General features: G+C 71.3%; 21 protein-coding genes. 5 read left to right on the forward strand and 16 right to left on the reverse strand.

Translation table 11 applies throughout. The features are described 5' to 3' along the window. Positions 1 to 5: 5 nt before the first annotated feature. The 3 genes from ligA to AC1Q49_RS01845 all read right to left on the reverse strand — a co-directional run bounded on the left by ligA (position 6) and on the right by AC1Q49_RS01845 (position 4798). Positions 6 to 2333 carry an NAD-dependent DNA ligase LigA gene (gene ligA, locus AC1Q49_RS01835; RefSeq protein WP_492490774.1) on the reverse strand — a complete coding sequence of 776 codons (2328 nt, stop codon included), beginning with the start codon at positions 2331 to 2333 and terminating at the stop codon, positions 6 to 8. Positions 2334 to 2488: 155 nt separating this feature from the next. Then, the gene (gene mnmA, locus AC1Q49_RS01840; RefSeq protein ID WP_492490775.1) at positions 2489 to 3580 is read right to left on the reverse strand and encodes a tRNA 2-thiouridine(34) synthase MnmA; all 1092 of its coding nucleotides are present in this window, start codon (positions 3578 to 3580) and stop codon (positions 2489 to 2491) included. Between the two features lie 9 nt (positions 3581 to 3589). Continuing rightward, positions 3590 to 4798 carry a cysteine desulfurase family protein gene (locus tag AC1Q49_RS01845; RefSeq protein ID WP_492490776.1) on the reverse strand — a complete coding sequence of 403 codons (1209 nt, stop codon included), beginning with the start codon at positions 4796 to 4798 and terminating at the stop codon, positions 3590 to 3592. A 54-nt stretch (positions 4799 to 4852) separates the two neighbouring features. Between AC1Q49_RS01845 and glgX the strand changes: the two genes are divergently transcribed. The 3 genes from glgX (at position 4853) to glgB (ending at position 11249) form a co-directional block, all read left to right on the forward strand. Beyond that, positions 4853 to 6937 carry a glycogen debranching protein GlgX gene (glgX, locus tag AC1Q49_RS01850; protein WP_492490777.1) on the forward strand — a complete coding sequence of 695 codons (2085 nt, stop codon included), beginning with the start codon at positions 4853 to 4855 and terminating at the stop codon, positions 6935 to 6937. A 209-nt stretch (positions 6938 to 7146) separates the two neighbouring features. Beyond that, positions 7147 to 9114 (forward strand): alpha-1,4-glucan--maltose-1-phosphate maltosyltransferase, encoded by a 1968-nt coding sequence (locus AC1Q49_RS01855; RefSeq protein WP_492490836.1) that lies wholly within the window; start codon positions 7147 to 7149, stop codon positions 9112 to 9114. Continuing rightward, a complete protein-coding gene (gene glgB / locus AC1Q49_RS01860; protein WP_191008517.1) occupies positions 9111 to 11249 on the forward strand; it encodes a 1,4-alpha-glucan branching protein GlgB in 2139 nt (712 codons plus the stop codon). Before AC1Q49_RS01855 ends, glgB begins: the two co-directional genes overlap by 4 nt. A gap of 37 nt (positions 11250 to 11286) precedes the next feature. On the opposite strand, the gene AC1Q49_RS01865 is transcribed toward glgB, so the two are convergent. Next, positions 11287 to 12222 carry a tetratricopeptide repeat protein gene (locus AC1Q49_RS01865; RefSeq protein WP_492490778.1) on the reverse strand — a complete coding sequence of 312 codons (936 nt, stop codon included), beginning with the start codon at positions 12220 to 12222 and terminating at the stop codon, positions 11287 to 11289. After that, positions 12223 to 13980, reverse strand: coding sequence for a DUF8094 domain-containing protein (locus tag AC1Q49_RS01870; protein ID WP_492490779.1), 1758 nt, complete (start codon positions 13978 to 13980; stop codon positions 12223 to 12225). A 154-nt stretch (positions 13981 to 14134) separates the two neighbouring features. Between AC1Q49_RS01870 and AC1Q49_RS01875 the strand changes: the two genes are divergently transcribed. Continuing rightward, the gene (locus tag AC1Q49_RS01875; RefSeq protein WP_492490780.1) at positions 14135 to 15214 is read left to right on the forward strand and encodes an AI-2E family transporter; all 1080 of its coding nucleotides are present in this window, start codon (positions 14135 to 14137) and stop codon (positions 15212 to 15214) included. A gap of 31 nt (positions 15215 to 15245) precedes the next feature. On the opposite strand, the gene AC1Q49_RS01880 is transcribed toward AC1Q49_RS01875, so the two are convergent. From AC1Q49_RS01880 to rpsB, 9 genes are all read right to left on the reverse strand, one after another. Continuing rightward, complete coding sequence (locus tag AC1Q49_RS01880; RefSeq protein ID WP_101306247.1) at positions 15246 to 15959, reverse strand: alpha/beta hydrolase; 714 nt, start codon at positions 15957 to 15959, stop codon at positions 15246 to 15248. 1 nt (position 15960) lies between these two features. Beyond that, positions 15961 to 16242, reverse strand: a complete 282-nt coding sequence (locus tag AC1Q49_RS01885) for an Rv1322 family protein (RefSeq protein WP_060958498.1) — start codon at positions 16240 to 16242, stop codon at positions 15961 to 15963. 4 nt (positions 16243 to 16246) lie between these two features. Then, positions 16247 to 16987 (reverse strand): aggregation-promoting factor C-terminal-like domain-containing protein, encoded by a 741-nt coding sequence (locus AC1Q49_RS01890; protein ID WP_375140948.1) that lies wholly within the window; start codon positions 16985 to 16987, stop codon positions 16247 to 16249. A gap of 48 nt (positions 16988 to 17035) precedes the next feature. After that, positions 17036 to 17602 (reverse strand): DivIVA domain-containing protein, encoded by a 567-nt coding sequence (locus AC1Q49_RS01895; protein WP_492490781.1) that lies wholly within the window; start codon positions 17600 to 17602, stop codon positions 17036 to 17038. Then, positions 17599 to 18621 carry a phosphatidate cytidylyltransferase gene (locus tag AC1Q49_RS01900; RefSeq protein WP_101306246.1) on the reverse strand — a complete coding sequence of 341 codons (1023 nt, stop codon included), beginning with the start codon at positions 18619 to 18621 and terminating at the stop codon, positions 17599 to 17601. The genes AC1Q49_RS01895 and AC1Q49_RS01900 overlap by 4 nt, the downstream gene beginning before the upstream one ends. A gap of 4 nt (positions 18622 to 18625) precedes the next feature. Next, complete coding sequence (frr, locus tag AC1Q49_RS01905; protein WP_060958581.1) at positions 18626 to 19180, reverse strand: ribosome recycling factor; 555 nt, start codon at positions 19178 to 19180, stop codon at positions 18626 to 18628. Between the two features lie 56 nt (positions 19181 to 19236). Beyond that, the gene (gene pyrH / locus AC1Q49_RS01910) at positions 19237 to 19956 is read right to left on the reverse strand and encodes a UMP kinase (protein WP_060958494.1); all 720 of its coding nucleotides are present in this window, start codon (positions 19954 to 19956) and stop codon (positions 19237 to 19239) included. Between the two features lie 90 nt (positions 19957 to 20046). Beyond that, entirely contained in the window at positions 20047 to 20874 is an 828-nt protein-coding gene (gene tsf / locus AC1Q49_RS01915) for a translation elongation factor Ts (protein WP_191008514.1), read from the reverse strand. 92 nt (positions 20875 to 20966) lie between these two features. Further along, positions 20967 to 21836, reverse strand: a complete 870-nt coding sequence (rpsB, locus tag AC1Q49_RS01920) for a 30S ribosomal protein S2 (protein WP_060958492.1) — start codon at positions 21834 to 21836, stop codon at positions 20967 to 20969. Between the two features lie 289 nt (positions 21837 to 22125). Between rpsB and AC1Q49_RS01925 the strand changes: the two genes are divergently transcribed. After that, positions 22126 to 22728: a murein hydrolase activator EnvC family protein gene (locus AC1Q49_RS01925; RefSeq protein WP_492490782.1), complete on the forward strand. Its 603-nt coding sequence runs from the start codon at positions 22126 to 22128 to the stop codon at positions 22726 to 22728. Here AC1Q49_RS01925 and AC1Q49_RS01930 read toward each other — a convergent pair. Both AC1Q49_RS01930 and AC1Q49_RS01935 read right to left on the reverse strand, forming a co-directional pair. Continuing rightward, positions 22713 to 23306 (reverse strand): DUF3060 domain-containing protein, encoded by a 594-nt coding sequence (locus tag AC1Q49_RS01930; protein WP_492490783.1) that lies wholly within the window; start codon positions 23304 to 23306, stop codon positions 22713 to 22715. The two genes, AC1Q49_RS01925 and AC1Q49_RS01930, sit on opposite strands and share 16 nt — an antisense overlap. A 24-nt stretch (positions 23307 to 23330) precedes the next feature. Beyond that, positions 23331 to 24233 (reverse strand): tyrosine recombinase XerC, encoded by a 903-nt coding sequence (locus tag AC1Q49_RS01935; RefSeq protein WP_492490784.1) that lies wholly within the window; start codon positions 24231 to 24233, stop codon positions 23331 to 23333. Positions 24234 to 24317 lie beyond the last annotated feature (84 nt).

The raw sequence follows: 24317 nt of genomic DNA on the forward strand, positions 1-24317 counted from the left end.
CGTCGTCACCCGGCATCCGGGTCGAGGGCGTCCAGCGCGGCCGGGCCCTGTTCGACGAGGATGCGGAACTGCGCGGCGTCGATGATCCGCACGCCGAGCTCCTCGGCCTTGCCGAGCTTGGAGCCGGCGCCGGGGCCCGCCGCGACGAAGTCCGTCTTCTTCGACACGGATGACGCGGCCTTGCCGCCCGCCGCGATGATCGCCTCCTGAGCGCCCTCGCGCGTGTAGCCCTCGAGGGAGCCGGTAGCGACGACGGTGAGACCGTCGAGCACGCCGCCTGCGGCGGCCGCCGCACCCGGTCCGGGGTGCCCGGGGATCTCGAGCCGCGCTCCGGCGGCCTGCCAGCGGTCGACGATCTCGCGGTGCCAGTCGACCGCGAACCATTCGATGAGGGAGTCCGCGATGATGCCGCCGACGCCGTCGACCGCCGCGAGGTCATCGCGCGACGCCGTGCGGATGGCCGCGAGCGACCCGAACCACTGCGCCAGCGCGCGCGCCGCGACGGGTCCGACATGGCGGATGCTGAGGGCCACGAGGAAGCGCCACAGGTCCTTCGTCTTGGCCTTCTCCAGCTCTTCCAGCAACGTCAGCGCCTGGGCGGAGGGCTGCGGTCCGGTGAGGCCCTGCTTCTTCTCCGCCGCGGACGGCTGGCGTCGGAACGGGGACCGCGTCACGGGCGCGCCCGTCTCGTCGTCGAGCTTCGGCTCGCCGGTCTCGCTGTCGCGCACCACGACCTCGATCGGCACGAGCTGGGCGAGGGTCAGCTCGAACAGGCCGGCCTCGGTGGCGAGGGGCGGTTCGGCCGGCACCGACGGCTGCGTGAGCGCGGCCGCGGTCACCTCGCCGAGCGCCTCGATGTCCAGCGCGCCGCGCGAGCCGATGTGCTCGACGCGCCCGCGCACCTGCGCGGGACAGGTGCGGGTGTTCGGGCAGCGCAGGTCGATGTCGCCCTCTTTCGCCGGGGCCAGCGTCGCTCCGCACTCGGGGCACTGCGTCGGCATCACGAAGGCGCGCTCGCTGCCGTCGCGGAGCTCGACGACGGGGCCGAGCACCTCCGGGATGACGTCGCCGGCTTTGCGCAGGACGACGGTGTCGCCGATCAGGACGCCTTTCGCGACGACGACCTCCTGGTTGTGCAGGGTGGCCTGACGGACGACGGAGCCGGCGACGCGCGCGGGCGCCATGACGGCGAACGGTGTCGCGCGACCGGTGCGGCCCACCGACACCACGATGTCGAGGAGCTTCGTGTTGACCTGCTCGGGAGGGTACTTGTAGGCGATGGCCCAGCGCGGGGCCCGGCTGGTCGCTCCGAGCTCGTCGTGCAGCGCCAGTTCGTCGATCTTGACGACGACGCCGTCGATCTCGTGCTCGACGTCGTGGCGATGCTCGCCGTAGTGCGCGACGAAGTCCACGACGCCGTCGATGTCGTCGGCGGTCCGGAAGTACGGGCTGGTCGGCAGCCCCCAGGCCGACAGCAGCGCGTAGACCTCGCTCTGGGATGCGACCGGCGGGGCGGGCCAGGCGCCGATGCCGTGGACGAAGAGCCGGAGCGAGCTCAGTCGCGCATGCCCCGCCTCCCGCTCCATGCCGTTCTTCTTGTCGAGCTGCTGACGCAGTCCGCCGCTGGCCGCGTTGCGGGGGTTCGCGAAGGCCGGGAAGCGACGGGCTGCGCTGCGGGTGAGCTTCTCCTCGTCGCCGCCGCGCTCGCGGCCCTCCTCGATGACCCGCTCACGCAGACGCGCCTGCAGGGCGTTGAGCTCGTCGAACGCCGCGACGGGGATGTACACCTCGCCGCGGACCTCGACGAGGGGCGGGTGGCCCGTCCCCTCCAAACGAGCCGGGATGCCCGCGACCTGGAGCGCATTGACGGTGACGTCTTCGCCGACCCGACCGTCGCCGCGGGTCGCCGCCGACACGAGCACGCCGTGCTCGTACCGCAGATTGATGGCGAGACCGTCGATCTTCAGCTCCAGCAGCCAGCGCACGGGGCGCCCGGCCGCGGCCTGCGTCTTGGCGCACCACTCGCGCAGCTCCTCGGTGCTGAAGACGTTGTCGAGGCTCAGCATCCGCTCGGCATGCTCCACGGGCGCGAACATGGTGCTCTCCGCCGCCCCGACCGACAGCGTCGGCGAGTCCTGACCCTGCACCTCGGGGAACGCGCGCTCGACGGCCTCCAGTCGCTGCATCCACCCGTCGTACGTCGCGTCGTCGACGATCTCCGCGTCGCGGCCGTAGTAGGCATCCCGCGCTCCGACGATCAGGTCGGTGAGGCGCTGCGCCTCGCGATGCGCATCATCGAGACTCGCCGGAAGGGGTGCTGCGTGGTCCGTCACCCCGCCAGTGTAGGCGGCACCTCCGACATCCCCCGGACCGCGGGGGCGCCGGCGCTCGAGGCGACTTTCGGACGCCTCGAGCGCCCGAACCCCGCCCCGGCGCACGATCGGGCGCGCGAAGCGACCGAATCGCGACGGGATGCCGCGAGAGAGCGCTAGACGGGGACGGCGGAGACGGTGCGGTCGATCGTGAACTGCCCGATCACGCGGGTGCCGTCGTAGAGCACCGCGGTCTGGCCTGGCGCGACGCCGTCGAACGGCACCTCGGGCGTCACCGCCAGCATCCCGCCCTCGATCACGGCGCGGGCGGCCACGGGCTCGGCGTGGGCGCGGATCTGCACGTGGCACGCGAACGTCGTGGATGCCGGCGCGCGTCCCGTCCAGGTGACGCGCTCGCCCGAGATCTCCGCGGTCGCCAGCGCCTCCTTCGGGCCGACGACGACGGTGTTGCTGACCGGACGGACCTCCAGTACGAACCGCGGCTTGCCGTCCGCGGCGGGCGTGCCCAGCTGCAGACCGCGCCGCTGGCCGACGGTGTAGGCGTGGGCGCCCTCGTGGCTGCCGACGACGGCGCCGGTGCGATCGACGATGTCGCCCTGAGCGGTCCCCACCCGCTCGGCGAGCCACCCGCGGGTGTCGCCGTCGGGGATGAAGCAGATGTCGTGGCTGTCGGGCTTCTGCGCGACCGTCAGTCCGCGTGCCGCCGCCTCCGCCCGCACGACCGCCTTCGACGGCGTCGACCCGAGCGGGAAGTAGGTGTGCGCCAGCTGCTCGGCCGTCAGCACGCCGAGGACGTAGGACTGGTCCTTCGCCTCGTCGCTCGCGCGGTGCAGCTCGCGTCCGTCGGGCCCGTCGACGAGGGTGGCGTAGTGCCCGGTGCAGACGGCGTCGAACCCGAGTTCCAGCGCCCGCTCGAGCAGCGCGGCGAACTTGATCTTCTCGTTGCAGCGCATGCAGGGGTTGGGGGTGCGGCCCGCGCGGTACTCGGCGACGAAGTCGTCGATCACGTCGTCGCGGAAGCGTTCGGAGAAGTCCCAGACGTAGAACGGGATGCCGAGGAGGTCGGCCGCGCGGCGGGCATCCATCGCGTCCTCGATCGTGCAGCACCCGCGGCTGCCCGTGCGCAGGGTGCCGCCGGCGCGCGACAGGGCCAGGTGCACGCCGACGACGTCGTGTCCCGCATCGACCGCGCGCGCCGCCGCGACGGCGGAGTCGACGCCGCCGCTCATCGCCGCAAGGATCCGCATCCTTCCAGTCTACGAGCGCCCCGGGACGGCGGCACCGGCGCTGCGCAGGCGTCCCGCTCCCGTCGCCCGGGCATAGGCCCCGGGGAGGGCGGAGAGGAGGGCATCGACGTCCGCCTCCGTGGACGTGCGCCCCAGGGTGAGCCGCAGCACGGAACGCGCGACCCGCTCGTCGCGACCGAGGGCGAGGACGACGTGCGACGGCTCTGCGACGCCGGCCTGGCAGGCCGAGCCGGTCGAGACCGAGATGCCGGCCTGATCGAGCAGGAACAGCATCGACTCCCCCGCCGCGCCCGGCAGGTGCACGTGCACGTTCCCCGCGATGCGGTGGTCGGCGTCGCCCAGGAGCTCCGCCTCCGGCACGGCCGCGCGGATGCCGGCGACCAGACGGTCGCCGAGCCGGCGCAGCCGGGCGGTCTCCTCGACGCGTTCCGACTCCGCCTCCTCCAGCGCGACCGCCAGCGCGGATGCTCCGGCGACGTCCGGCGTGCCGGAGCGCAGACCGCGCTGCTGGCCGCCGCCGTGCACGAGCGGCGAGAGCCGGGCGTGGCGGGAGACGACCAGCGCTCCCGTGCCGACGGGCGCGCCCACCTTGTGTCCCGAGATGCTGAGGGCGACCAGGCCGCCGGCACCGGACGCGTCGGCCCGCCACGCCGAGAACGACACCGGTACGTGGCCCAGGGCGCCGACCGCGTCGAGGTGCAGGGCGACGCCCGCGGCGGCGGCGGCACCGGCGAGGGCGGCGGCATCCTGGACGGTGCCGACCTCGTTGTTCGCGACGAGCGCGGTGGCGACGGCGGCGGGCTCGGGCGCCGTCAGGGCGTCGCGGAAGTGCTCCTGCCGGATGCGGCCGACGTCGTCGAGGCCGACGGGGCGCACCGCGGCCCCCTGCGATCGCAGCCAGCCGACCGCGTCCAGCGTCGCGTGGTGCTCGCCGTCGGGCAGGACGATCGCCCCCGTATCGGCCGGCCGCGCCCACCAGAGTCCCTTGAGCGCGAGGTTCACCGATTCGGTGCCGCCCGAGGTCAGCACGACCTCGATCGGGTCGCAGTCGAGCACCGCCGCGATCCTCTCGCGTGACCCCTCCAGCAGCCGACGGGCCGCCTGACCGGCACCGTGGACCGACGAGGCATTGCCGACGAGAGCGGATGCCGAGATCCACGCGTCGCGCGCCGAATCGCGCAGCGGCGCCGACGCCGCATGGTCGAAGTAGATCGACATGACGCTCCCGCACTCGTGACGACGCGGTCTCACCGCGTCACTACTCTAGAGCGCATGGCCAGCCCGAAGCCGTCCGAGACCGCACCCCCCGCCGCCTTCCTCGGTGCGCCGTACGACCGCCTGGGGGTGACGCTCGGCCCGGACGGCGGAACCCTCCGCGTCTGGGCGGAGGACGCGACCGCGATCGAGCTCGTCCTGTTCGACGGCGAGGACCTCGACTGGATCACTGCGAGCCTGCCCCTCGCGCCGACGGCCGGCGACGTGTGGGAGGTCACGACACCGGAACTGCGCGTCGGGGCCTGCTACGCGCTGCGCGTGAGCGGGCCCGCCGGCCCCGGCCAGACGTTCAACCCGGAGAGCCTGCTGATCGATCCGTACGCGCGGGGGCTCGTCCCGGTCCGCATCGGCCAGTGGCGTTCGGCCGTCGTCGACCGGGACTTCGACTGGCAGGGCGTCGGGCGACCCGCGGTCCCGCTGGATCGGACCGTGATCTACGAGGCCCACGTGAAGGGCCTCACCAAGCGGCATCCGGACATCCCGCCGGCGCTGCACGGCACGTACGCCGGTCTCGGTCACCCCGCGATGATCGCCCACCTGACCGCGCTCGGCGTGACCGCCGTCGAGCTGCTGCCGATCCACGCCTTCGAGACCGAGCCGCGCCTGCTCAACCAGGGGCTGACGAACTACTGGGGCTACAACACGCTCAACTTCTTCACCCCCCACGCCGCGTACGCGACGGCGGAGGCGATCGCCGCCGGCCCGGACGCCGTGCTCCGCGAGGTGAAGACGATGGTGCGCGATCTGCACGCCGCGGGCATCGAGGTGATCCTCGACGTCGTCTACAACCACACCTCCGAACTGGGGCTCGGCGGACCGCGCTCGAGTCTGCGCGGCATCGACAACCGCGGCTACTACCGCCAGCAGGAGGACGGCGCCTACATCGACGTCACCGGCTGCGGCAACGCGGTGAACACCGCGACGGATGCCGCCGCCCGCCTCGTCCTGGACTCGTTGCGGTACTGGGCGCAAGAAGTGCAGATCGACGGGTTCCGCTTCGACCTCGCGGTCACGCTGGGGCGCGACGCACAGAACACGTTCGATCCTCGGCATCCGCTGCTGCGCGCGATCGTGGAAGACCCCGCCCTGGCGGGCCTGAAGAAGATCGCCGAGCCCTGGGACGTGGGCATGGGCGGCTGGCAGACCGGCAACTTCGGCGCCGGCTGGTCGGAGTGGAACGACCGCTACCGCGACCGGGTGCGCAACTTCTGGCTCAGCGACGTCGACTACGCGCGCCGGGCCGCGATCTCGCCGGTCGGCGTGGGAGGGTTCGCGACGCGGCTGGCGGGATCGTCCAACACCTTCAGCGCGGAGCGCGGGCCGCTGGCGAGCGTGAACTTCGTGACCGCCCACGACGGATTCACCCTCCGCGATCTCGTCTCGTACGACGTCAAGCACAATCTCGGCAACGGCGAGCAGAACCGCGACGGCGCCGACACCAACCGGTCCTTCAACCACGGTGCGGAGGGACCGACCGACGACGAGGCCATCCTCGCGACGCGCCGGAAGGCGATGCGCAACCTGATCGGGACGCTCCTGCTGTCGGCCGGCGTGCCCATGATCACCGCCGGCGACGAGTTCGGGCGCTCCCAGCGCGGCAACAACAACGCCTACTGCCACGACTCGCCCCTGACCTGGCTGAACTGGGAGCACGCCGCGTGGCAGGAGGATCTCCTCGCCCATGTACGACGACTGGTACACCTGCGACGGGAGAACCCGGCCCTGCGTCCGCGCCGCTTCGCGCGCGACGCGCACGTGGTGCCCAGCGCATCGGTCATCGACTGGTACGACGAGAACGGCGAGACCATGTCGATCGAGCGGTGGACCGACCCGGCGCACCGCACCCTGCAGTACGACGCCGCCTCGACGCCGGAGGAGGAGGCGCCCAACCGCATCCTGCTCGTCGTGCACGGCACCGAACGCCCCATCGACGTCACCCTGCCCCGCATCGACGGGATCACGGGGTACGTGTCGCTGTGGTCGAGCGTGCCCGACCGTCCCGACACGACGGAGCCGGTGTTCGCGCCGGGCGACGTCGTGACGCTGCCCGGCACGGCACTGCACCTGTTCCGCGCACGATGAGCCGGACCCGCGGGCAGATGGTGTCCGCCGCTGCGCTTCGGCGGTAGGTTCGAGACGTGGCATCGACGACGCGCTCCGTTCCTTCCGACCTCCCCCGCGCGACGACGCCGCCCCCGCGCACGGCGCCCCTGCGCAGCGCGGCGCCCCTGCCGGTCCGCCCGGCCGTGCCGTGGCGCGCCGTCGCCGACACGCGCACCGGACGCATCCCGATGGGCGGCGCCCACCCGTCCGTCCCCGATGGTCTCTTCCGGCCGTCCGCCTTCGCGGGCGAGGCGGTGCCGTTCGTGGTCACCGCCTTCCGCGAGGGGCACGATCTCATCGGCGTCCACGTGCGGCTCTTCTCCCCCGCGGGCGACGAGTCGCTGCACCGGCTGGAGCCCGTGGGCGACGGCTTCGACCGCTGGAGCGTGCAGCTCGCGCCCGTCGAGGAGGGGGTGTGGCGGTTCCGGTTCGAAGCGTTCGCGGACGACTTCGCGACGTGGGAGCACGCCGCCGCCCTGAAGATCGCGGCGGGTGTCGATGCCCCGCTCATGCGCGAGGCGGGCGCGCGTCTGCTCACCTCCGCCGCCGCGGAGAAGGACCGTCCGGCGGCGGAGCGGCGCGCGCTGACGGCGGCGGCCGCGGCGCTGCGCGACGGGGACGTCACGGACGAGTCGGCTCTCGTCGTGGTGCGCGATCCGGCGCTCGCGTCCTTCTTCCGCGCACGACCCGTGCAGTCCCTCCTCACGGTGGGGGCCGAGCAGGAGCTCCTCGTGGAGCGGGAGCGCGCCGGTGTGGGCGCCTGGTACGAGTTCTTCCCGCGCTCGGAGGGCGCCAAGCGGCTCAAGGACGGCACGATCCGCAGCGGCACCTTCCGCACGGCCGCCAAGCGGCTCCCCGCGGTCTCCGCGATGGGCTTCGACGTGCTCTACCTCCCCCCGATCCACCCGATCGGCGAGAGGAACCGCAAGGGCCCCAACAACACGCTCACGGCCGGCCCGGGAGACCCCGGCTCGCCCTGGGCGATCGGATCCGCGGCGGGCGGGCACGACACCGTGCACCCCGATCTCGGCACCCTCGCCGATTTCCGCGCCTTCGTCCGTGCCGCGCGTGCGGAGGGCCTGGAGATCGCCCTCGACCTCGCGCTGCAGGCCGCTCCCGACCACCCGTGGGTGGCCGCTCACCCCGAGTGGTTCACGACCCTGCCCGACGGCTCGATCGCGTACGCCGAGAACCCGCCGAAGAAGTATCAGGACATCTACCCGATCAACTTCGACAACGACCCCGAGGGCATCCGCGCCGAGGTGCTGCGCATCGTCCGGCACTGGATCGCGCAGGGCGTGAAGATCTTCCGCGTCGACAACCCCCACACCAAGCCGTTGCAGTTCTGGGAATGGCTCATCGCGACGGTCAACGCGGAGCACCCCGACGTCGTCTTCCTCGCCGAGGCGTTCACCCGGCCGGCCCCGCTGCAGGCCCTCGCGCAGGCGGGTTTCCAGCAGAGCTACTCCTACTTCACGTGGCGCAACACCAAGGCCGAGCTCGAGGAGTTCTTCCGCTGGATCTCGCAGGACACGGCGGACTTCATGCGTCCCAACCTGTTCGTCAACACGCCCGACATCCTCACCGAGTACCTCCAGTACGGCGGCCGGCCGGCGTACAAGATCCGTGCGGCCCTGGCCGCCACGGCCGGCGCCTCGTACGGGGTGTACGCCGGCTACGAGCTCATCGAGAACGTCGCGCGGCCGGGGTCCGAGGAGAACATCGACAACGAGAAGTACGAGTACAAGCTGCGCGACTGGGATGCCGCGGCATCCGCCGGGGTCTCGATCGCTCCCTACCTCACGCGGCTCAACGAGATCCGCAGGGCGCACCCGTCGCTTCGTCAGCTGCGCGACCTCAGCATCCACTGGAGCGACGACGACGCCATCCTGGTGTACGTCAAGCACCTGCCCGCCGCCCTGAGCGAGACCGGACGGGCCGACACGATCATCGTCGTGGCCAACGTCGATCCGCACTCCACGCGGCAGACGACCGTCCACATCGACAGTTCCGTCTTCGGGGTGACGCCCGGCAGCGACTACGTCGTGGAGGACCTCATCACGGGCGCCGCCTGGACGTGGAACCGCGACAACTTCGTCCGACTGGACGCGTTCGACGAACCCGTCCACATCCTGCACGTGAAGGAGTCCCGATGAGCGACGTATCCGACGAGGTGCTCGACACCGTCGCCACCGGCTCCTACCACGCACCGCACGACGTCCTGGGCCCGCACCGCCGCGCCGACGGCACCTGGGTGATCCGCGCCCGGCGCCCGATGGCGTCGTCGGTCACGGCGGTCACCGACGAGGGCGTCCGCATCCCCCTGGACCATGTGCGCTCCGGCATCTGGGAAGGCTCCGCCGCGGAGCAGCCGCGGGCCTACGAGATCGTCGCCGCGTACGACGGTGCGCCGGACTTCCGCGCCGACGACCCCTATCGCCACCTCCCCACCCTCGGCGACGTCGATCGCCACCTCATCGCGGAAGGCCGACACGAACAGCTCTGGCAGGCGCTCGGTGCCCACGTCCGCCACTACGACGGCGTCGCCGGCGTGTCCTTCGCCGTCTGGGCGCCCAACGCGCGCGCAGTCCGCGTCGTCGGAGACTTCAACGCGTGGGACGGTCAGGGCCACGCGCTGCGCAGCCTGGGATCGAGCGGTGTCTGGGAGCTGTTCGTGCCGGGACTCGGCGCCGGCACGGTGTACAAGTACGAGATCCTGACGCGGCACGGCGGCTGGATCCTGAAGGCCGACCCGATGGCGCAACGCGCGGAGGTCCCGCCGGCGACGGGGTCGATCGTCACCGAGAGCGCGCACACGTGGGGCGACGGCGCATGGATGAGCGCCCGCGCCGAGCGCGACGTCCTCGCGCAGCCGATGTCCACCTACGAGCTGCACCTCGGATCGTGGCGGCCCGGTCTCGGCTACCGCGACGCGGCGGAGCCGCTGATCGACTACCTCACGGAGGTCGGCTACACGCACGTCGAGTTCCTGCCGCTGGCGGAGCACCCGTTCGGCGGGTCCTGGGGCTACCAGGTGAGCGGCTACTACGCGCCCACCAGCCGCTTCGGAAGCCCCGACGACCTCCGCTACCTGATCGACCGTCTGCACCAGGCCGGCTTCGGCGTGATCATGGACTGGGTGCCGGGACACTTCCCCAAGGACGCCTTCGCCCTCGCCCGCTTCGACGGCGACCCCCTCTACGAGCACCCGGACCCGCGGCGTGGCGAGCACAAGGACTGGGGCACGCTGATCTTCGACTACGGCCGCAACGAGGTGCGCAACTTCCTCGTCGCGAACGCGCTGTACTGGTTGGAGGAGTTCCACGTCGACGGTCTCCGCGTGGATGCCGTGGCCTCCATGCTCTACCTCGACTACTCGCGCGAGGAAGGCCAGTGGGAGCCGAACATCTACGGCGGCCGGGAGAACCTGGAGGCCATCCGGTTCCTGCAAGAGGTGAACGCGACGGCCTACAAGCGCTACCCGGGCATCGCGATGATCGCGGAGGAGTCCACGAGCTACCCGGGCGTGACGGCCCCGACCAGCGCCGGAGGGCTCGGTTTCGGCTTCAAGTGGAACATGGGCTGGATGAACGACTCCCTGGAGTACATCAAGCGCGACCCCATGTACCGCGCGCATCACGAGGGCGAGCTGTCGTTCTCGTTCGTCTACGCGTTCAGCGAGCACTTCATCCTGCCCATCAGCCACGACGAGGTCGTGCACGGCAAGGGCACGCTGTTCACCCGGATGCCGGGCGATCACTGGCAGAAACTGGCGAACACCCGCGCCTTCCTCGCCTACATGTGGGGACACCCGGGTAAGCAGCTGCTGTTCATGGGCCAGGATTTCGGCCAGCTCTCCGAGTGGTCGGAGGGACGCGGCCTCGACTGGTGGATGCTCGATCAGCCGCCGCACCGCCGACTGCTGGACTTCGTCGGCGCGCTGAACCGCGTCTATCGGGAGAATCCCCCCCTGTGGGCCCGCGACAGCGACGGCTCGGCGTTCTCGCGCATCGGCGCCCCGACCTGGAACCCGAACGTGATCGCCTTCACGCGGTACGACCACGAGGGCAACGCCGTCGCCGTGGTGTGCAACTTCTCCGGCGTGCCGCTGCACGACTACGCGCTGGATCTTCCTGCCGGCGGCGAGTGGACCGAGCTGCTCAACTCGGATGCAGAGGCGTACGGCGGCTCCGGCGTCGGCAACCTCGGAACGGTGCACGCCGACGGCAACGGGCGCGCGACCCTCGTGCTGCCGCCGCTGGGCGTGCTCTGGCTCGGCCGATCCGCCTAGAGCGGCGGTATGGCGGGGCCGGCGCCGGGACGCGGGGTCAGAACAGCAGTGAGGTCAGCCGTCCGCGGGCGCGGATGACGCGCGCGTCGCCGTCGCCGACGAGCGCGAACAGCTCGACGAGCCGCTCCCGCACCGGCGCCCGTTCGTCCGACGGCAGCGCGGCGAAGAGGTCGAGCAGGCGGCCGAAGGCGTCGTCGACGTGCCCGCCGGCGATGTCGAGGTCGGCGACGGCGAACTGCGCCTCGATGTCGCGGGGAGCCTCCGCCGCGGCGGCGCGGGCCTGGGCGAGATCGAGGCTCTGGACGCGCTGAAGCAGTCGCACCTGACCGAGACCGGCGCGCGCCTGCTCGTCGCGGGGGTTCTCGGACAGGGCGGCCTCGTAAGCGGAGACCGCACGCCCGTAGTCGCCGGCCTCGATCGCGTCGAAGGCCTCCTGATGGAGGGGCGGAAGAGCGGGCTCGGCATCATCGGCGGCATCCGCGCCGGCGCCGTCCACGGGCACGGTGCCGGTCACGCCGTTCTGGGCCGCGAGCTGCAGGAGCTGGGCGAACACCTCGCGCACCTGCTGCTCGGGGACGGCGCCGGTGAACAGCGGCACCGGCTGCCCCGCGACGAGCGCCACGACCATCGGGATGGACTGCGCGCGGAACCCCTGGGCGAGCTGGGGGTTCGCGTCGACGTCGACCTTGGCGAGCACGAGGCGTCCGCCGAGCTCGACGACGACCTTCTCCAGGATCGGGCTGAGCTGCGTGCAGGGGCCGCACCATTCGGCCCAGAGGTCCACCACGACCGGCACGGATCGCGAGAGCTCGAGGACCTCGCCGAAGGTCGCGTCGGTCGCGTCGAAGACGAGCGGCGTGGCCGTCGGCGCGCCCGCGGCGGCAGCCGCACCGGCCGGCGCGGCGGCACGCGATCGGAGAGAGGACAGGTCGACGGCACCGCGCAGCACGGCGCCCGAGGTGGGATCGCTCACTTATGAGACCACTTTCGCGTCGAGGATGGAGGTGGAATAGCCCAGCAGCTGGATGCGCTTGTTCGAGCTCTGCGACGGCACGAAGAAGAACAGCTGATCGACGAAGGTCGTCGTGAAGCCGCTGGAGGACTGGTTCACGCCGGTGAGCGTCTGCACGATCGGGTTGTTGTCGAGCTTGATGACGGCGTCGGTGTTCGTGGGCTTCACCGTGTCGCTCTCGTGCACCGTGACCGCGACGATCGCCCCCGAGTCGAGTGTCGCGAGGGAGATCGGCTCGTCGGGCCCCGCCGAGGCGGCGAAGCTGAGCGTGCCCGTCTGGGCGCCGGTCTGGTTGAACGACTCCAGCCGCGCGGCGCGGTTGTCGGCGACGAGCTTGCGGAACGGATCGTTCGTGGCGTCGAACTGTCCCGCGAACGGGCTGCTGTCGCCGTTGGTCAGGATGTCCGCGTAGGCGGCGGCGACCTTGTTCGGAGCGAGCGCGAGGAACGGCGAGTCGGGGTCGATCGCGATGGCGCCCACGTACGCGGGAGCGAGGTTGAGGCTCGCCTGCGACACCAGCTCGGCCTGGTTGGTCACCTTGTAGGGCGACCACGGGTCTTCCTGGGTCACGCTGAGGATGACGTCGCCGGTCTCGATGACGGCGAAGAACGTCCGCGGCCACCCGTCGTAGGCCTCCGGCAGGATGACCTTGACCGGCTTGTCGGGCAGGGCACCCAGTGCCGTGTGCCCGGCGACGTCGCGCAGGCGATAGTCGGTCTCGCGTGCGGCCAGTGCCGAGTCGGTGAGCCGCTCGGCGGCGGCGGCGGGATCCTTCGCGGCATCCGCCTTCGCCACCTGCTCGGAGATCCGGGTGAGGATGCGCTCGGCCTGGGCCTGCGTGACGGCGGGGCGGCCCTGGTCCTGCGGCACGACGACGCTCTCCGATGCCGTGGGGGTCGGGGTGCCGGCCAGCTGAGGCCACGCATCGGCGGTGCAGCCGGTGAACAGGAGGGCTGACAGGCCCACGGCGGGTGCGGCCAGCAGGACGCGCTTTCCCCGGCTGAGCTGACGACGTGTCGGCGTGGAGCTGATCACTCCCTTGTCGGCGCCCTCCACCGCGACATCGATCGGCTCGGTGACGGGCATGGGCAGCCCCTTGCGACGGGGCCCCCGCGACCGGCGGGCATGGCGGACGCCCAGGACGTACAGCACGAGACCGATGAGGAGCAGGATGCTGCCGCCGACGATGAGCGGACCGGCCCAGGGGGTCGTCGCGCCGGTCGGCCACGTGACGGTCATGCTCGACGGTGCCGGCTTGATGCCGTCGGTCGCCACGAGCAGGCTCATGTCCGCCGGCAGCTGAAGGGGGGTGACCAGCAGATCGTCCTGCTGGAACTCGTCGAGCCAGAGGTCCGAGCCGACGGGAGTGATCGCGGCGCTCCCCTCCGCGGGCGGGGTCTTCGCGGCGACGGCGGTGGTGGCGAGCTCGTCGCCGTCCAGGGTGACGTGGGTGTACGACGACGGCGTCAGCCAGGCCTCGAGATCGGCGGTGCGGCCGTAGGAGGCGAAGATCGTGCCGGATTCCTTCACGCGCAGGGTCTGCGAGCCGGTGTGGCTGTTGAGGACGCCGCCGTCGATCAACACGTAGGGGGCATCCCCGGACACCGAGATGGTCTGGCTCTCCGTGCGCGGCCCTTGCAGGACCGTCCGCTGAGCGATCCCCGCCCCGATCATGAGGGCAGCCAGCACGAAGGCCGTTACAGCCCAGACGAAACGCACGAAAGACACCTCCCTGCGCACCGAAGACGGGATGACGGCGCGCAATCGACATTCCAGACTAGCGACATCCGGCTGTGCGTCGCCCGGGAGGGTCGAACGGGCTTCGGCCGTGTCGACACGGGAACGCCGACGCGGTGCGTATTCTGACAACACCATGAAGCTCCAGCATCCGTTCCGCACGGCCCTCGTCGCCACCCTCGGCGTCGGCGTCGGCATCCTGCTCATCACCAGCGTGCAGACCCTGTCGACGATCCTGCTCTACGTGGGCACCGCACTGTTCCTCGCGCTCGGCCTCGACCCGCTGGTCAGCTGGCTGGAGCGGCGGAAGCTGCCCCGCTGGGCCGCGCTGCTGATCACCTTCGCCGCCGTGCTCGCGGTGTTCACGGGCATCGTCCTGATCGTGATCCCCGTCCTGGTCGGGCAGATCGCGCAGCTGGTGACGCAGATCCAGCAGCTCATCCAGAGCGCCGTGGACGGCGCCTGGAACCCCGTCGACGACCTGTCGGCGTGGCTGCACAGCAACTTCCCGGCGCTCGACGTCGACAAGGCGTTCGCGTACGTGTCGGACTGGTTCAACACGCTCGACTTCGGTCAGATCGGCACCTCCGCCGGCAACGTGATCCTCGGCATCGGCGCGGGGATCATCTCCGGGGTCACCGGGGCCATCATCATCCTGATCCTCACGATCTACTTCACGGCCTCCACGCCGTCGCTGAAGGCGTCGGTCGCCCAGCTCGTGCCGGCCTCGAAGCGCGCGCGGTTCGTCGACCTGTCGGAGCAGATCACGGCATCCGTGGGCCACTACGTCATGGGGCAGGTCACGCTCGGCGCGATCAACGGTGTGCTCAGCGCCGTGTTCCTGTCGATCATCGGCGCACCGTTTCCCGCCGTGCTGGCCGTGGTCGCCTTCTTCTTCTCGCTCATCCCGCTCGTCGGTACGCTCACCGGCTCGGCGATCATCGTGCTGACCTGCCTGATCCCCGGGCTCAGCTCGCCCCTGACGGCGATCGTCGCGCTCATCTGGTACGCGATCTACATGCAGGTGGAGGCCTACGTCCTGTCGCCGCGCATCATGAACCGCGCCGTCTCCGTGCCCGGCGCCGTCGTGGTGATCGCCGCCCTGGCCGGCGGATCGCTCCTCGGCCTGCTCGGCGCGCTCATCGCCATCCCGGTCGCGGCGAGCGTGCTGATCATCTACCGCCAGGTGATCATTCCGCGGCAGAACGAGCGCTGAGCGGCGGGGACGCGCTGCGCGGCGGATGCCGTCAGTCGCCGTCCCACTGCGTGGGCAGCGGCAGCGCGTCGGGATTGACCGCGGCCACGATCTCGGTGAGCACACGGCGGGTCTGGTTCTCCCCCACCCACAGGTGCTTGCCGCCCTCGACGGCGATCAGCTCGGCGTGCGCGATCGGCGCGAACCGCTCGCGCGCCTCGTCCGGTCGCAGGTAGTCGTCGAACTCCGGCACGAGCACGATCACCGCACGGGGATCGCCCCGCCAGGCCGCGATCTCGTCGGCTCCGGCACGGTGCAGCGGTGGCGAGAGCAGGATCACGCCGTCGACGGCGTGGTCGCGGCCGTACTTGAGGGCGAGCTCCGTGCCGAACGACCAGCCGACCAACCAGGGGTGCGGGAGGCCTCGAGCGGTGACGAAGTCCATCGCCGCCGCGACGTCGAACGCCTCCGCGCGTCCGCCGTCGAAGGCGCCCTCACTGGTCCCACGGGGCGAGCTCGTGCCCCGCGTGTTGAAGCGGAGCACGGCGAGATCGGCCAGCGCCGGCAGCCGCCCCGCGGCCTTCCGGAGGATGTGCGAGTCCATGAAGCCGCCCGCGGTCGGAAGCGGATGCAGCGTCACCAGGGTCGCGACCGGCTCCCGATGCTCGGGCAGCGCCAACTCCCCGACCAGCGTGAGTCCGTCGAGTGTCGTGAGCTCGATCTCCTCGCGCCGCGCGGGAAGCTGGACGGGTCCGCGAATCTCCATGTCAGGCAATCCTCCAACAGGCCGTGTGCCAATGTCTGCGAGCCGCGAGGTCCGCCGCGTCGCCCAGGACGCCGTCCGCGCGCCAGACCACGAGGTGCGCGGTGCCGGGCGTGATCGCACGAGAGCACCCCGGACAGGTGTAGCTCTTCTGCGCCTGCGCGGCGCTGACCGGCTGCACCGTCCACTCCGAGCCGCGTCGGTGCTCGGAGCGCTTCCACCCGCTCAGGAGCCGATCGAACGAATCGTCGGCGGGTTGCGGCTGCCGTCGGTTCGCGCGCGGCATCGGATCAGTACCACCCCGTGGACTGCGAGTGCGACCAGGCACCGCACGGCGTGCTGTAGCGGCCGCCGATGTAGCCGAGCCCCCAGGCGATCTGCGTCGCCGGGTTGGTCTCCCAGTCGGCACCGGCGGAGGCCATCTTGCTTCCGGGGAGCGCCTGCGGGATGCCGTACGCGCCGCTTCCGGCGTTGTAGGCGCCGACGCGCCAGCCCGACTCCTTGTTCCACAGCGCGACGAGACAGGCGAACTCGTCGTCGCCCCATCCGCGCTGCTGCACCATCGAGTAGGCGATCGCCTGCGCGGTACCGGGATCCGGGGCCACGAAGGGCGGCGACCACGCGGCAGACGACGACGAGGTGCCGGTCGCCGTCGCCGTGGGCGTGGGCGTGGGCTTCGGCGTGACGTACACGCTGTAGACGACGCCGTCGCGGCCGAGCCCGGTGGTCTGATCGGATGCGGCGAGGTACGCCTGTGCGTCGGCGATGGTCGAGGCGTAGAGAGAGATGGGGGCGACTTCCGCGGCGTGCGCCTCGGGGGTCGAGGCCGTCAACGGCGCGATGTACACCACGCCGAAGCCGAGCACCGCGACGACCGCGAACACGCTCATCGCCCCGCGACGCCGCGTCCACTTGACGGGGGCGGCCTTCGCCGGGCGTCGCCCCGCTCCGGATCTCGCAGCCGCACGCCCATCGACCCGGGTCGCCGGTGCGGCGGCGGGAGCGGCGGTGAGCTCGGCGTCAGAAGTCACAGTGCTCCGATTCTAGCCTCGCGACGGCGACGCCCACACGAGTGGCGGTCACACGACCGCCAGCATCACCTCGACGGTCGCATCGAGCACCGCGTCCACCTGCGCCTCGCTGTAACCGCGACGCTGCATGCGGAAGGCGACCGACCGCACCTGATCCACCGTGACGGGCTCGCCGCTCTCGAGGAACCGCGCGATCTTGTCGGCGACGAGGTCGACCTCGTCGACGCGGTAGCCGAAGCGGAGGGCGCCCACCCGGCGGAACCGGTGGCCCCGCGGACGGGTGAGGCGGTCCAGCACCTCCTGGGCGAGCTGGCGCGACTGCCCGACCCAGGCGCGCGCACCCCGTCGCGACAGCGCCTGCTCGCGCTCGCGGGCGGCGAAGGCATCCTCGATCCGGCTCAACGCCGCATCCACGGCCGACACCTGATAGCCGTGCCGCACGAGCGGGAAGGCGGCCGTGCGGACGACGGTCGAGTCGATGTCGGTCGCCTCACCGTCCTCGAAGGCTGTGCGCGCCCGCGCGAGGAACGCGTCGACCGCGTCGGGCCGGTAGCCGCGCGTGCGGCCTGACGTGTGGGGGAACGCCGGGGCGTGGGTCTCGGAAACGTCGCTCATAGGGTCACCAGGGGGAAGAAGAGGAAGTAGAGGGCGAGGGCGGCAGCCGCGGACGGCAGGATCGAATCCAGCCGGTCCAGCACACCGCCGTGACCCGGCAGCCAGGAGCTCATGTCCTTAATGCCGAGGTCGCGCTTGATCATCGACTCGCCGAGGTCGCCCACCGTGGCGCAGCCCAGGATCAGGAGGCCGAACACCGCTCCGGCCCACCACGGCACGTGGAGGGCGAAGATGCCCCACAGCACGGCCGCGATCACCGTGGCCACGGCGCCGCCCGCGAAGCCCTCCCAGGTCTTCTTCGGACTGATCCGCGGCGCCATCGGGTGCGCGCCGAACGCGAGGCCGGAGGCGTACGCGCCGGTGTCGGCGGCGACGACGGCGATGAGCATGCCGAGCACCCAGTACTCGCCCTGCTCCTGACGCAGCAGCACGAGCGCCAGGCTGGCGAGGAAGGGCACGTAGAGGGGCAGGAAGCCGGCGATCAAGACGTCGCCGAGCACGTCTCCGTAGCGGCGACCGTCACTGGCGATCATCTGGGCGAGCAGCCGCCACACGATGACGGCGGCGACGGCGCCGAAGGTGAGCGCCCAATGCGTGAGGTGTCCCGCGAAGAAGGCGGACAGCATGATCACGGCACCGGCCACGACCTGCGGCCAGACGTCGACGCGCCGACCGGCGGTCTGGAGGGCACGGCTGAACTCGAAGACCCCCAGCAGGCACACCGGGATCGCGAAGACCAGGAACAGCCACTTGATGAACAGCAGCGACCCCAGCACGACGGCGCCCACGGCGAGCCCGATGAGGGTCGCCATCAGCAGGTTGCGCCCCGTCCGCGCGTTGATGCGGTCGTTGACCTCTTCGAAATCGGCGCGCGCGCGATCGATCTGATGCTCGAACTCGCTGCGTGCCGCACGCACGTGGGCCTGGAAACCGGCCGAGGTCCCGGGGCGGGCGCGCTCGCCCTCCGGCCCCGGAACGCCTCCGGGCCCGGCATCCCCCGGGGAGTCGGTGGTCGGCACGTCCTCAGACCTCGAGAAGCTCGGCCTCTTTGCGCTTGAGGGCCTCGTCGATGTCGTCGACATGGCTGCGCGTGACGGCGTCGAGTTCCTTCTCAGCGCGCACGAGATCGTCTTCGCCGACCTCGCTCTTGAGCGCATCCAGCTCGTCCTTCGCCTTCCGACGGATGCCGCGCAGGTGCACCTTCGCGTCCTCGCCCTTGGTGCGCACGAGCTTGACGTACTCCTTGCGGCGCTCGGCGGTGAGCTCGGGCATCGAGACGCGCACGATGTTGCCGTCGTTCGACGGGTTGGCGCCGAGGTTCGGCATGTCGCGGATCGCCTGCTCGATGGCCTTCAGCGCCGACTTGTCGTACGGCGTCACGACGAGCGTGCGGGCCTCGGGCGTGTTCAGCGACGCGAGCTGCGCGAGCGGCGTCGGGGAGCCGTAGTAGTCGACCAGGATCTTCTGGAAGAGCTGGGGGTTCGCGCGGCCCGTGCGCACGGTCGCGAAGTCGTCCTTCGCGGCCTCGACGGCGCGGTCCATGCGGGCGGACGTGTCGGCCAGGATCTCGGCGATCACGGTCACTCCATTCATTCGGTACGTCAGGGAAAGTCTAGTGCGGGGCGTCGTCCGACTCAGACGGTGACGAGCGTTCCGATCGATTCGCCCAGCAGCGCGCGCGTGACGTTGCCGGCCGGCTCCATGCCGAACACGCGCATGTCGATGCCGTTGTCCATGCAGAGGCTGAACGCCGTGGAGTCGACGACCTTGAGCCCGCGCTGGAGCGCGTCGCGGTACGTGATCGTGTCGATGCGCTCGGCATCCGGGTTCGTCTTGGGGTCGGCCGTGTAGACGCCGTCGACGCCGTTCTTGGCGACGAGCACCTCATCGGCGCCGATCTCCAGCGCGCGCTGGGCGGCGACCGTGTCGGTCGAGAAGTAGGGCAGGCCGGCGCCGGCACCGAAGATGACGACGCGACCCTTCTCCATGTGGCGCTCGGCGCGACGCGGGATGTAGGGCTCGGCGACCTGGGTCATGGAGATGGCCGACTGGACGCGCGTGGCGGCCCCCGCCTGCTCGAGGAAGTCCTGCAGCGCCAGGGCGTTCATGACCGTTCCCAGCATGCCCATGTAGTCCGCGCGGCCGCGGTCCATCCCCCGCTGGCTGAGCTCGGCTCCGCGGAAGAAGTTGCCACCGCCCACGACGATGGAGATCTCGACACGATCCACGGCGGCGGCGATCTCACGCGCGATCTGACCGACCACGTCGGGGTTGACGCCGAGCTGGCCCCCTCCGAACGCTTCGCCGGACAGCTTCAGGAGGACGCGGCGGCGTCCGGTGTTCTCATCGATCACAGGGGGTTCCTCTCGTCGAGTTGCAGACTATCGAAGGCAGGGCATGGAAAAGGGGTCCGCATTCGATGAATGCGGACCCCTTCGAACGACTTACGCGCCGACCTTGAAGCGGGCGAAGTCGGTGATCGTGATCCCGGCGTCGCCGGCGACCTTGGCGACGGACAGCTTGTTGTCCTTCGCGTAGTCCTGGTCGAGCAGGGCGACCTGCTTGAAGAACGCGTTCACGCGGCCCTCGACGATCTTCGGAAGGGCCGCCTCCGGCTTGCCCTCGTTGCGGGAGATCTCGGTGACGATCTCGCGCTCCTTCTCGACCTCGTCGGCGGGGACGTCGTCGCGCGTGAGGTAGGTCGGGTTGGCGAACGAGATGTGCTGCGCGATGGAGCGCGCGGTCTCCGCGTCGTCACCGCTGTAGGCGAGCACCACGCCGACCTGCGGGGGGAGGTCCTTGCTCGTCTTGTGCAGGTAGATCTCGAACTTGTCGCCCGAGAGCGTGCGCACGCGGCGCAGTTCGACCTTCTCGCCGATGATCGCGGCCTCGTCGGAGATGAGGTCGGCGACGGACGTGCCGTCGGCATCCGCGGCCAGCGCGGCCTCGACGGAGTCGGCGCCGACGGCGGCGGCCGCGGCGAGCACCTTGTCGGCGAGGGCGATGAAGCGCTCGTTCTTGGCGACGAAGTCGGTCTCGGTGTTCAGCTCGAGGATGGTGACCTTGCCGTCGTTCAGCGCGGCGGTGACGAGGCCTTCGCTGGTGGAGCGGTCGGCACGCTTCGCGTTGCCCTTCGCGCCCTTGAGGCGGAGGATCTCGACGGCCTTCTCGAGGTCGCCGTCGGCCTCCTCGAGCGCCTTCTTGGTGTCGACCATGCCCGTGCCGAGCTGCTCGCGCAGGGCCTTGATGTCGGCGATGGTGAAGTTTGCCATGGGTGGTGGCTCCTTGCGTGTCGTGAGTTCTCGTGGGATGCCGGTGCGAAGCCGTCCCTCAGGAGCGGCTTCGCACCGGCGCGAAAGTGGTCTTACTCGGCAGCAGTCGCCGCGGCGTCGCCCTCGGCCTTGGCCTCGGCGCCCTCGACGTCGGCGGCCGACTCGGTGGCGATGGTCTCGACCTCGGCCACGTCGGTGACGACGGGCGTCTCGAGCAGCTCGCGCTCCCAGTCGGCGAGGGGCTCGGCGTCGGCGGACTCGTCGGTCGGCTGGTGACGCTGGATGAGGCCCTCCGCGGCGGCGTCGGCGATGATGCGGGTGAGCAGGCCCACCGAGCGGATCGCGTCGTCGTTGCCCGGGATCGGGAACTGGAACTCGTCGGGGTCGGCGTTCGTGTCGAGGATGCCGATCACGGGGATGCCGAGCTTCTTGGCCTCGTCGATCGCGAGGTGCTCGCGCTTGGCGTCGACGACCCAGATGGCCGACGGCGTCTTCTGCAGGTTGCGGATACCGCCGAGCGACTTGTGCAGCTTGTCGAGCTCGCGCTTCTTGAGCAGGAGCTCCTTCTTGGTGAAGCCGCTGTCGGCGGGGTTGTCGAAGTCGAGCTCCTCGAGCTCCTTCATGCGGGCGAGGCGCTTGCTGACGGTCGAGAAGTTCGTCAGGAGACCACCGAGCCAACGCTGGTTGACGTAGGGCTGACCGACGCGGGTCGCCTGCTCGGCGATGACTTCCTGGGCCTGCTTCTTGGTGCCGACGAACAGGACGGTGCCGCCGTGGGCGACCGTCTCGCGGACGTACTCGTACGCCTTGTCGATGTACGACAGCGACTGCTGCAGGTCGATGATGTGGATGCCGGAGCGCTCGGTGAGGATGAAGCGCTTGACCTTCGGGTTCCACCGGCGGGTCTGGTGTCCGAAGTGCACGCCGCTGTCGAGCAGCTGGCGGATGGTGACGACGGCCATGGCCGTTCTCCTTTTCGTTGGGTTGATCGCGGGGACCGGTCGGTCCCGTGCGCCTGGCGCCCGGCGCACACCCGCTCGCCGTTCTCACGGTGAGACCTCGGGGTGTGGATGCCGCGGAATCCGTCTCAGGACGGTCCCGCTGTGGGCACGCGGAGTCACCCCGACGCGCGGGGTGCAGGCAACAGTGTATCAGTCGCACCGCCTCCTCCCCCGCCGCGGCGACGCGGGTTCGCGTCCACGGATCGGCGGTCGTCCGGCGCGGACCGCATCTGTCGACCACGGTGGAGGGATGCGTGCACGCGGCCCCGCCGGGGCGATCATCGTCCTCTCGGCGGTCGCGTTCGTGCTGCCGCCCGGGGCGGCGACGGCCGCTGCGCGCCCGCCGGCGGTGCATGCCTCCGGGAACCCGTTCGAAGGTGCCCCCGCGGACGTCTCCGCGGCGGCCGACGGCGACGCGGAGCATCCGCCGCGATGGGCCTGGCCGGTGCGCCCGCCGCGGATCAGCGAGCCGTATCGGGCACCTGCTCACGCGTACGGCGACGGGCATCGCGGCATCGACCTGGCAGCGGCCGTCGGCAGCCCGGTGACCTCACCGGACGACGGAGTGGTCGCCTTCGCGGGTACCGTCGTCGACCGCGGCATCCTGACGATCGATCACGGCGGCGGCCTCGTCAGCACGCTGGAGCCGGTCGAGCCCCTGGTCGCCGCGGGAGCCGTCGTGCGCGCCGGCGACGTCGTGGCGACGGTCGGCACCGGCGGACACACGAGAACCGGTGAGCTCCACCTCGGCGCGCGCGAGGACGGCGCGTACATCACCCCGCTGCGCCTTCTCGCCGAGCTGCCGCGCGCGATCCTCCTGCCGTGCTGCGACGCGCCTCACGACCCGGGGTAGGTGTTGCCGTCTCCGCTGACGGTGGAGGTGCCGATGCCGGGGGCGGCGATCGTGTTGGCACTGCCCGCGATCTCAAGCGTCGCGATCCGGTCGGCGCTCGTGAGGCTGTTTCGTTGCCCGCGGATCGTCACGTCGTCCGCGCGACCGGTCGCGACGACGTTGTCCTGTCCCTCGAGGGTGACCGCCCCCGCGACACCGCTGCCGCTGATCGTGTTGCCGTCGCCCTGGACGAGGAGGGTGTCGATGGCGACGCCTCCCGTCTCGAGGATGATGGCGTTTCCGGCCACGGCGACGCGGGCACACGGCTCGGTCAGCACGTAGCTGCCGGAGCCCGCCGACACGCTGGCGCTTCCACCCGGACAGGCGACCTCCATCGCGCCGGCCGGTGCGGACGGCTCCCCCGTCGGGGACGGCGGGGTGGCGGGAGGCGTCGTCGGCGTGGTTGCCGAAGCGGATGCTGACGAGGTGATGCCCGGCGTCGGCAGCACGGTGCGGCGCGGGGCCGCCTCGGCGGCGCACGAGGTCAGAGCGAGAACGGCCGCGACGGTGACGGCGATGACGACCGAGCGTGTTCCCATGAGTGCAGGCTAGTGCCGCGACCCTCACGCCCGCGGATGAGCCAGACGATAGGCCGCGGCGAGGCGTTCCGCAGAGACGTGGGTGTAGATCTGCGTCGTGCCGAGACTCGCATGGCCCAGCAGCTCCTGCACGGTGCGCAGGTCGGCGCCGCCGTCGAGCAGATGGGTCGCCGCGGAGTGGCGCAGCGTGTGGGGCCCGGCCGCCGCGCCGACGGCCGGGCCGACCGCACGCGAGACCACGTCGTACGCGGTGCGTGCGCCCAGCCGCGCTCCGCGCACTCCGAGGAACAGCGCCGGCGTCGCCGCGCCGATACTCGCGAGCTGCGGACGGCCGCGCACGAGGTAGGCGTCCAGGGCGTGCGCCGCCGGCGCGCCGTACGGCACGACCCGCTCCTTTCGCCCCTTCCCCATCACGCGCACGGTCCGGCGCGCGGCGTCGACGTCGTCGACATCGACGCCGCACAGCTCCGAGACGCGCAGAGCGGAGGCGTAGAGCAGTTCCAGGACGGCCGCGTCGCGCAGCGCGATCGGATCGGTCGCGTCCGCATCGGCGCGGGCGCCGGCATCGGCGAGCACGCTCTCCATGGCTCCTGTCGTGGCCACTTTGGGAAGCGGCCTCCCCCGTCGCGGCGCGGTGAGGCGCAGCGACGGATCGGTGCTGACGTGTCCGTTCTCGACGGCCCATGCGAAGAAGCCGCGCGCCGCCGCGGTGCGACGGGCCAGGGTGGAGCGGGCGTCGCCGCGACGCGTCGCCGCCCACAGCCATTCGCGCAGCGCTTCGAGGTCGATCTCGCGCACGTCGATGTCGCCGACAGCCGCGGTCAGGTCGCGAAGATCCCCGCCGTACGCGCGGACCGTCGCCGGAGACAGACGCCGCACGTCCGCGAGCTCCCGCGTGTACGTCGTCACCGCCTCCGATAGCCGCATGCTCCCAGCATCGCGCGCACCGGCGCACCGGCGGCGCCGACGCACCGATCGCCGTCATCCTGCGCGTGCTCAGCGGCTCAGTGG

It is taken from the genome of Microbacterium sp. MPR-TSA4 (assembly GCF_058792815.1).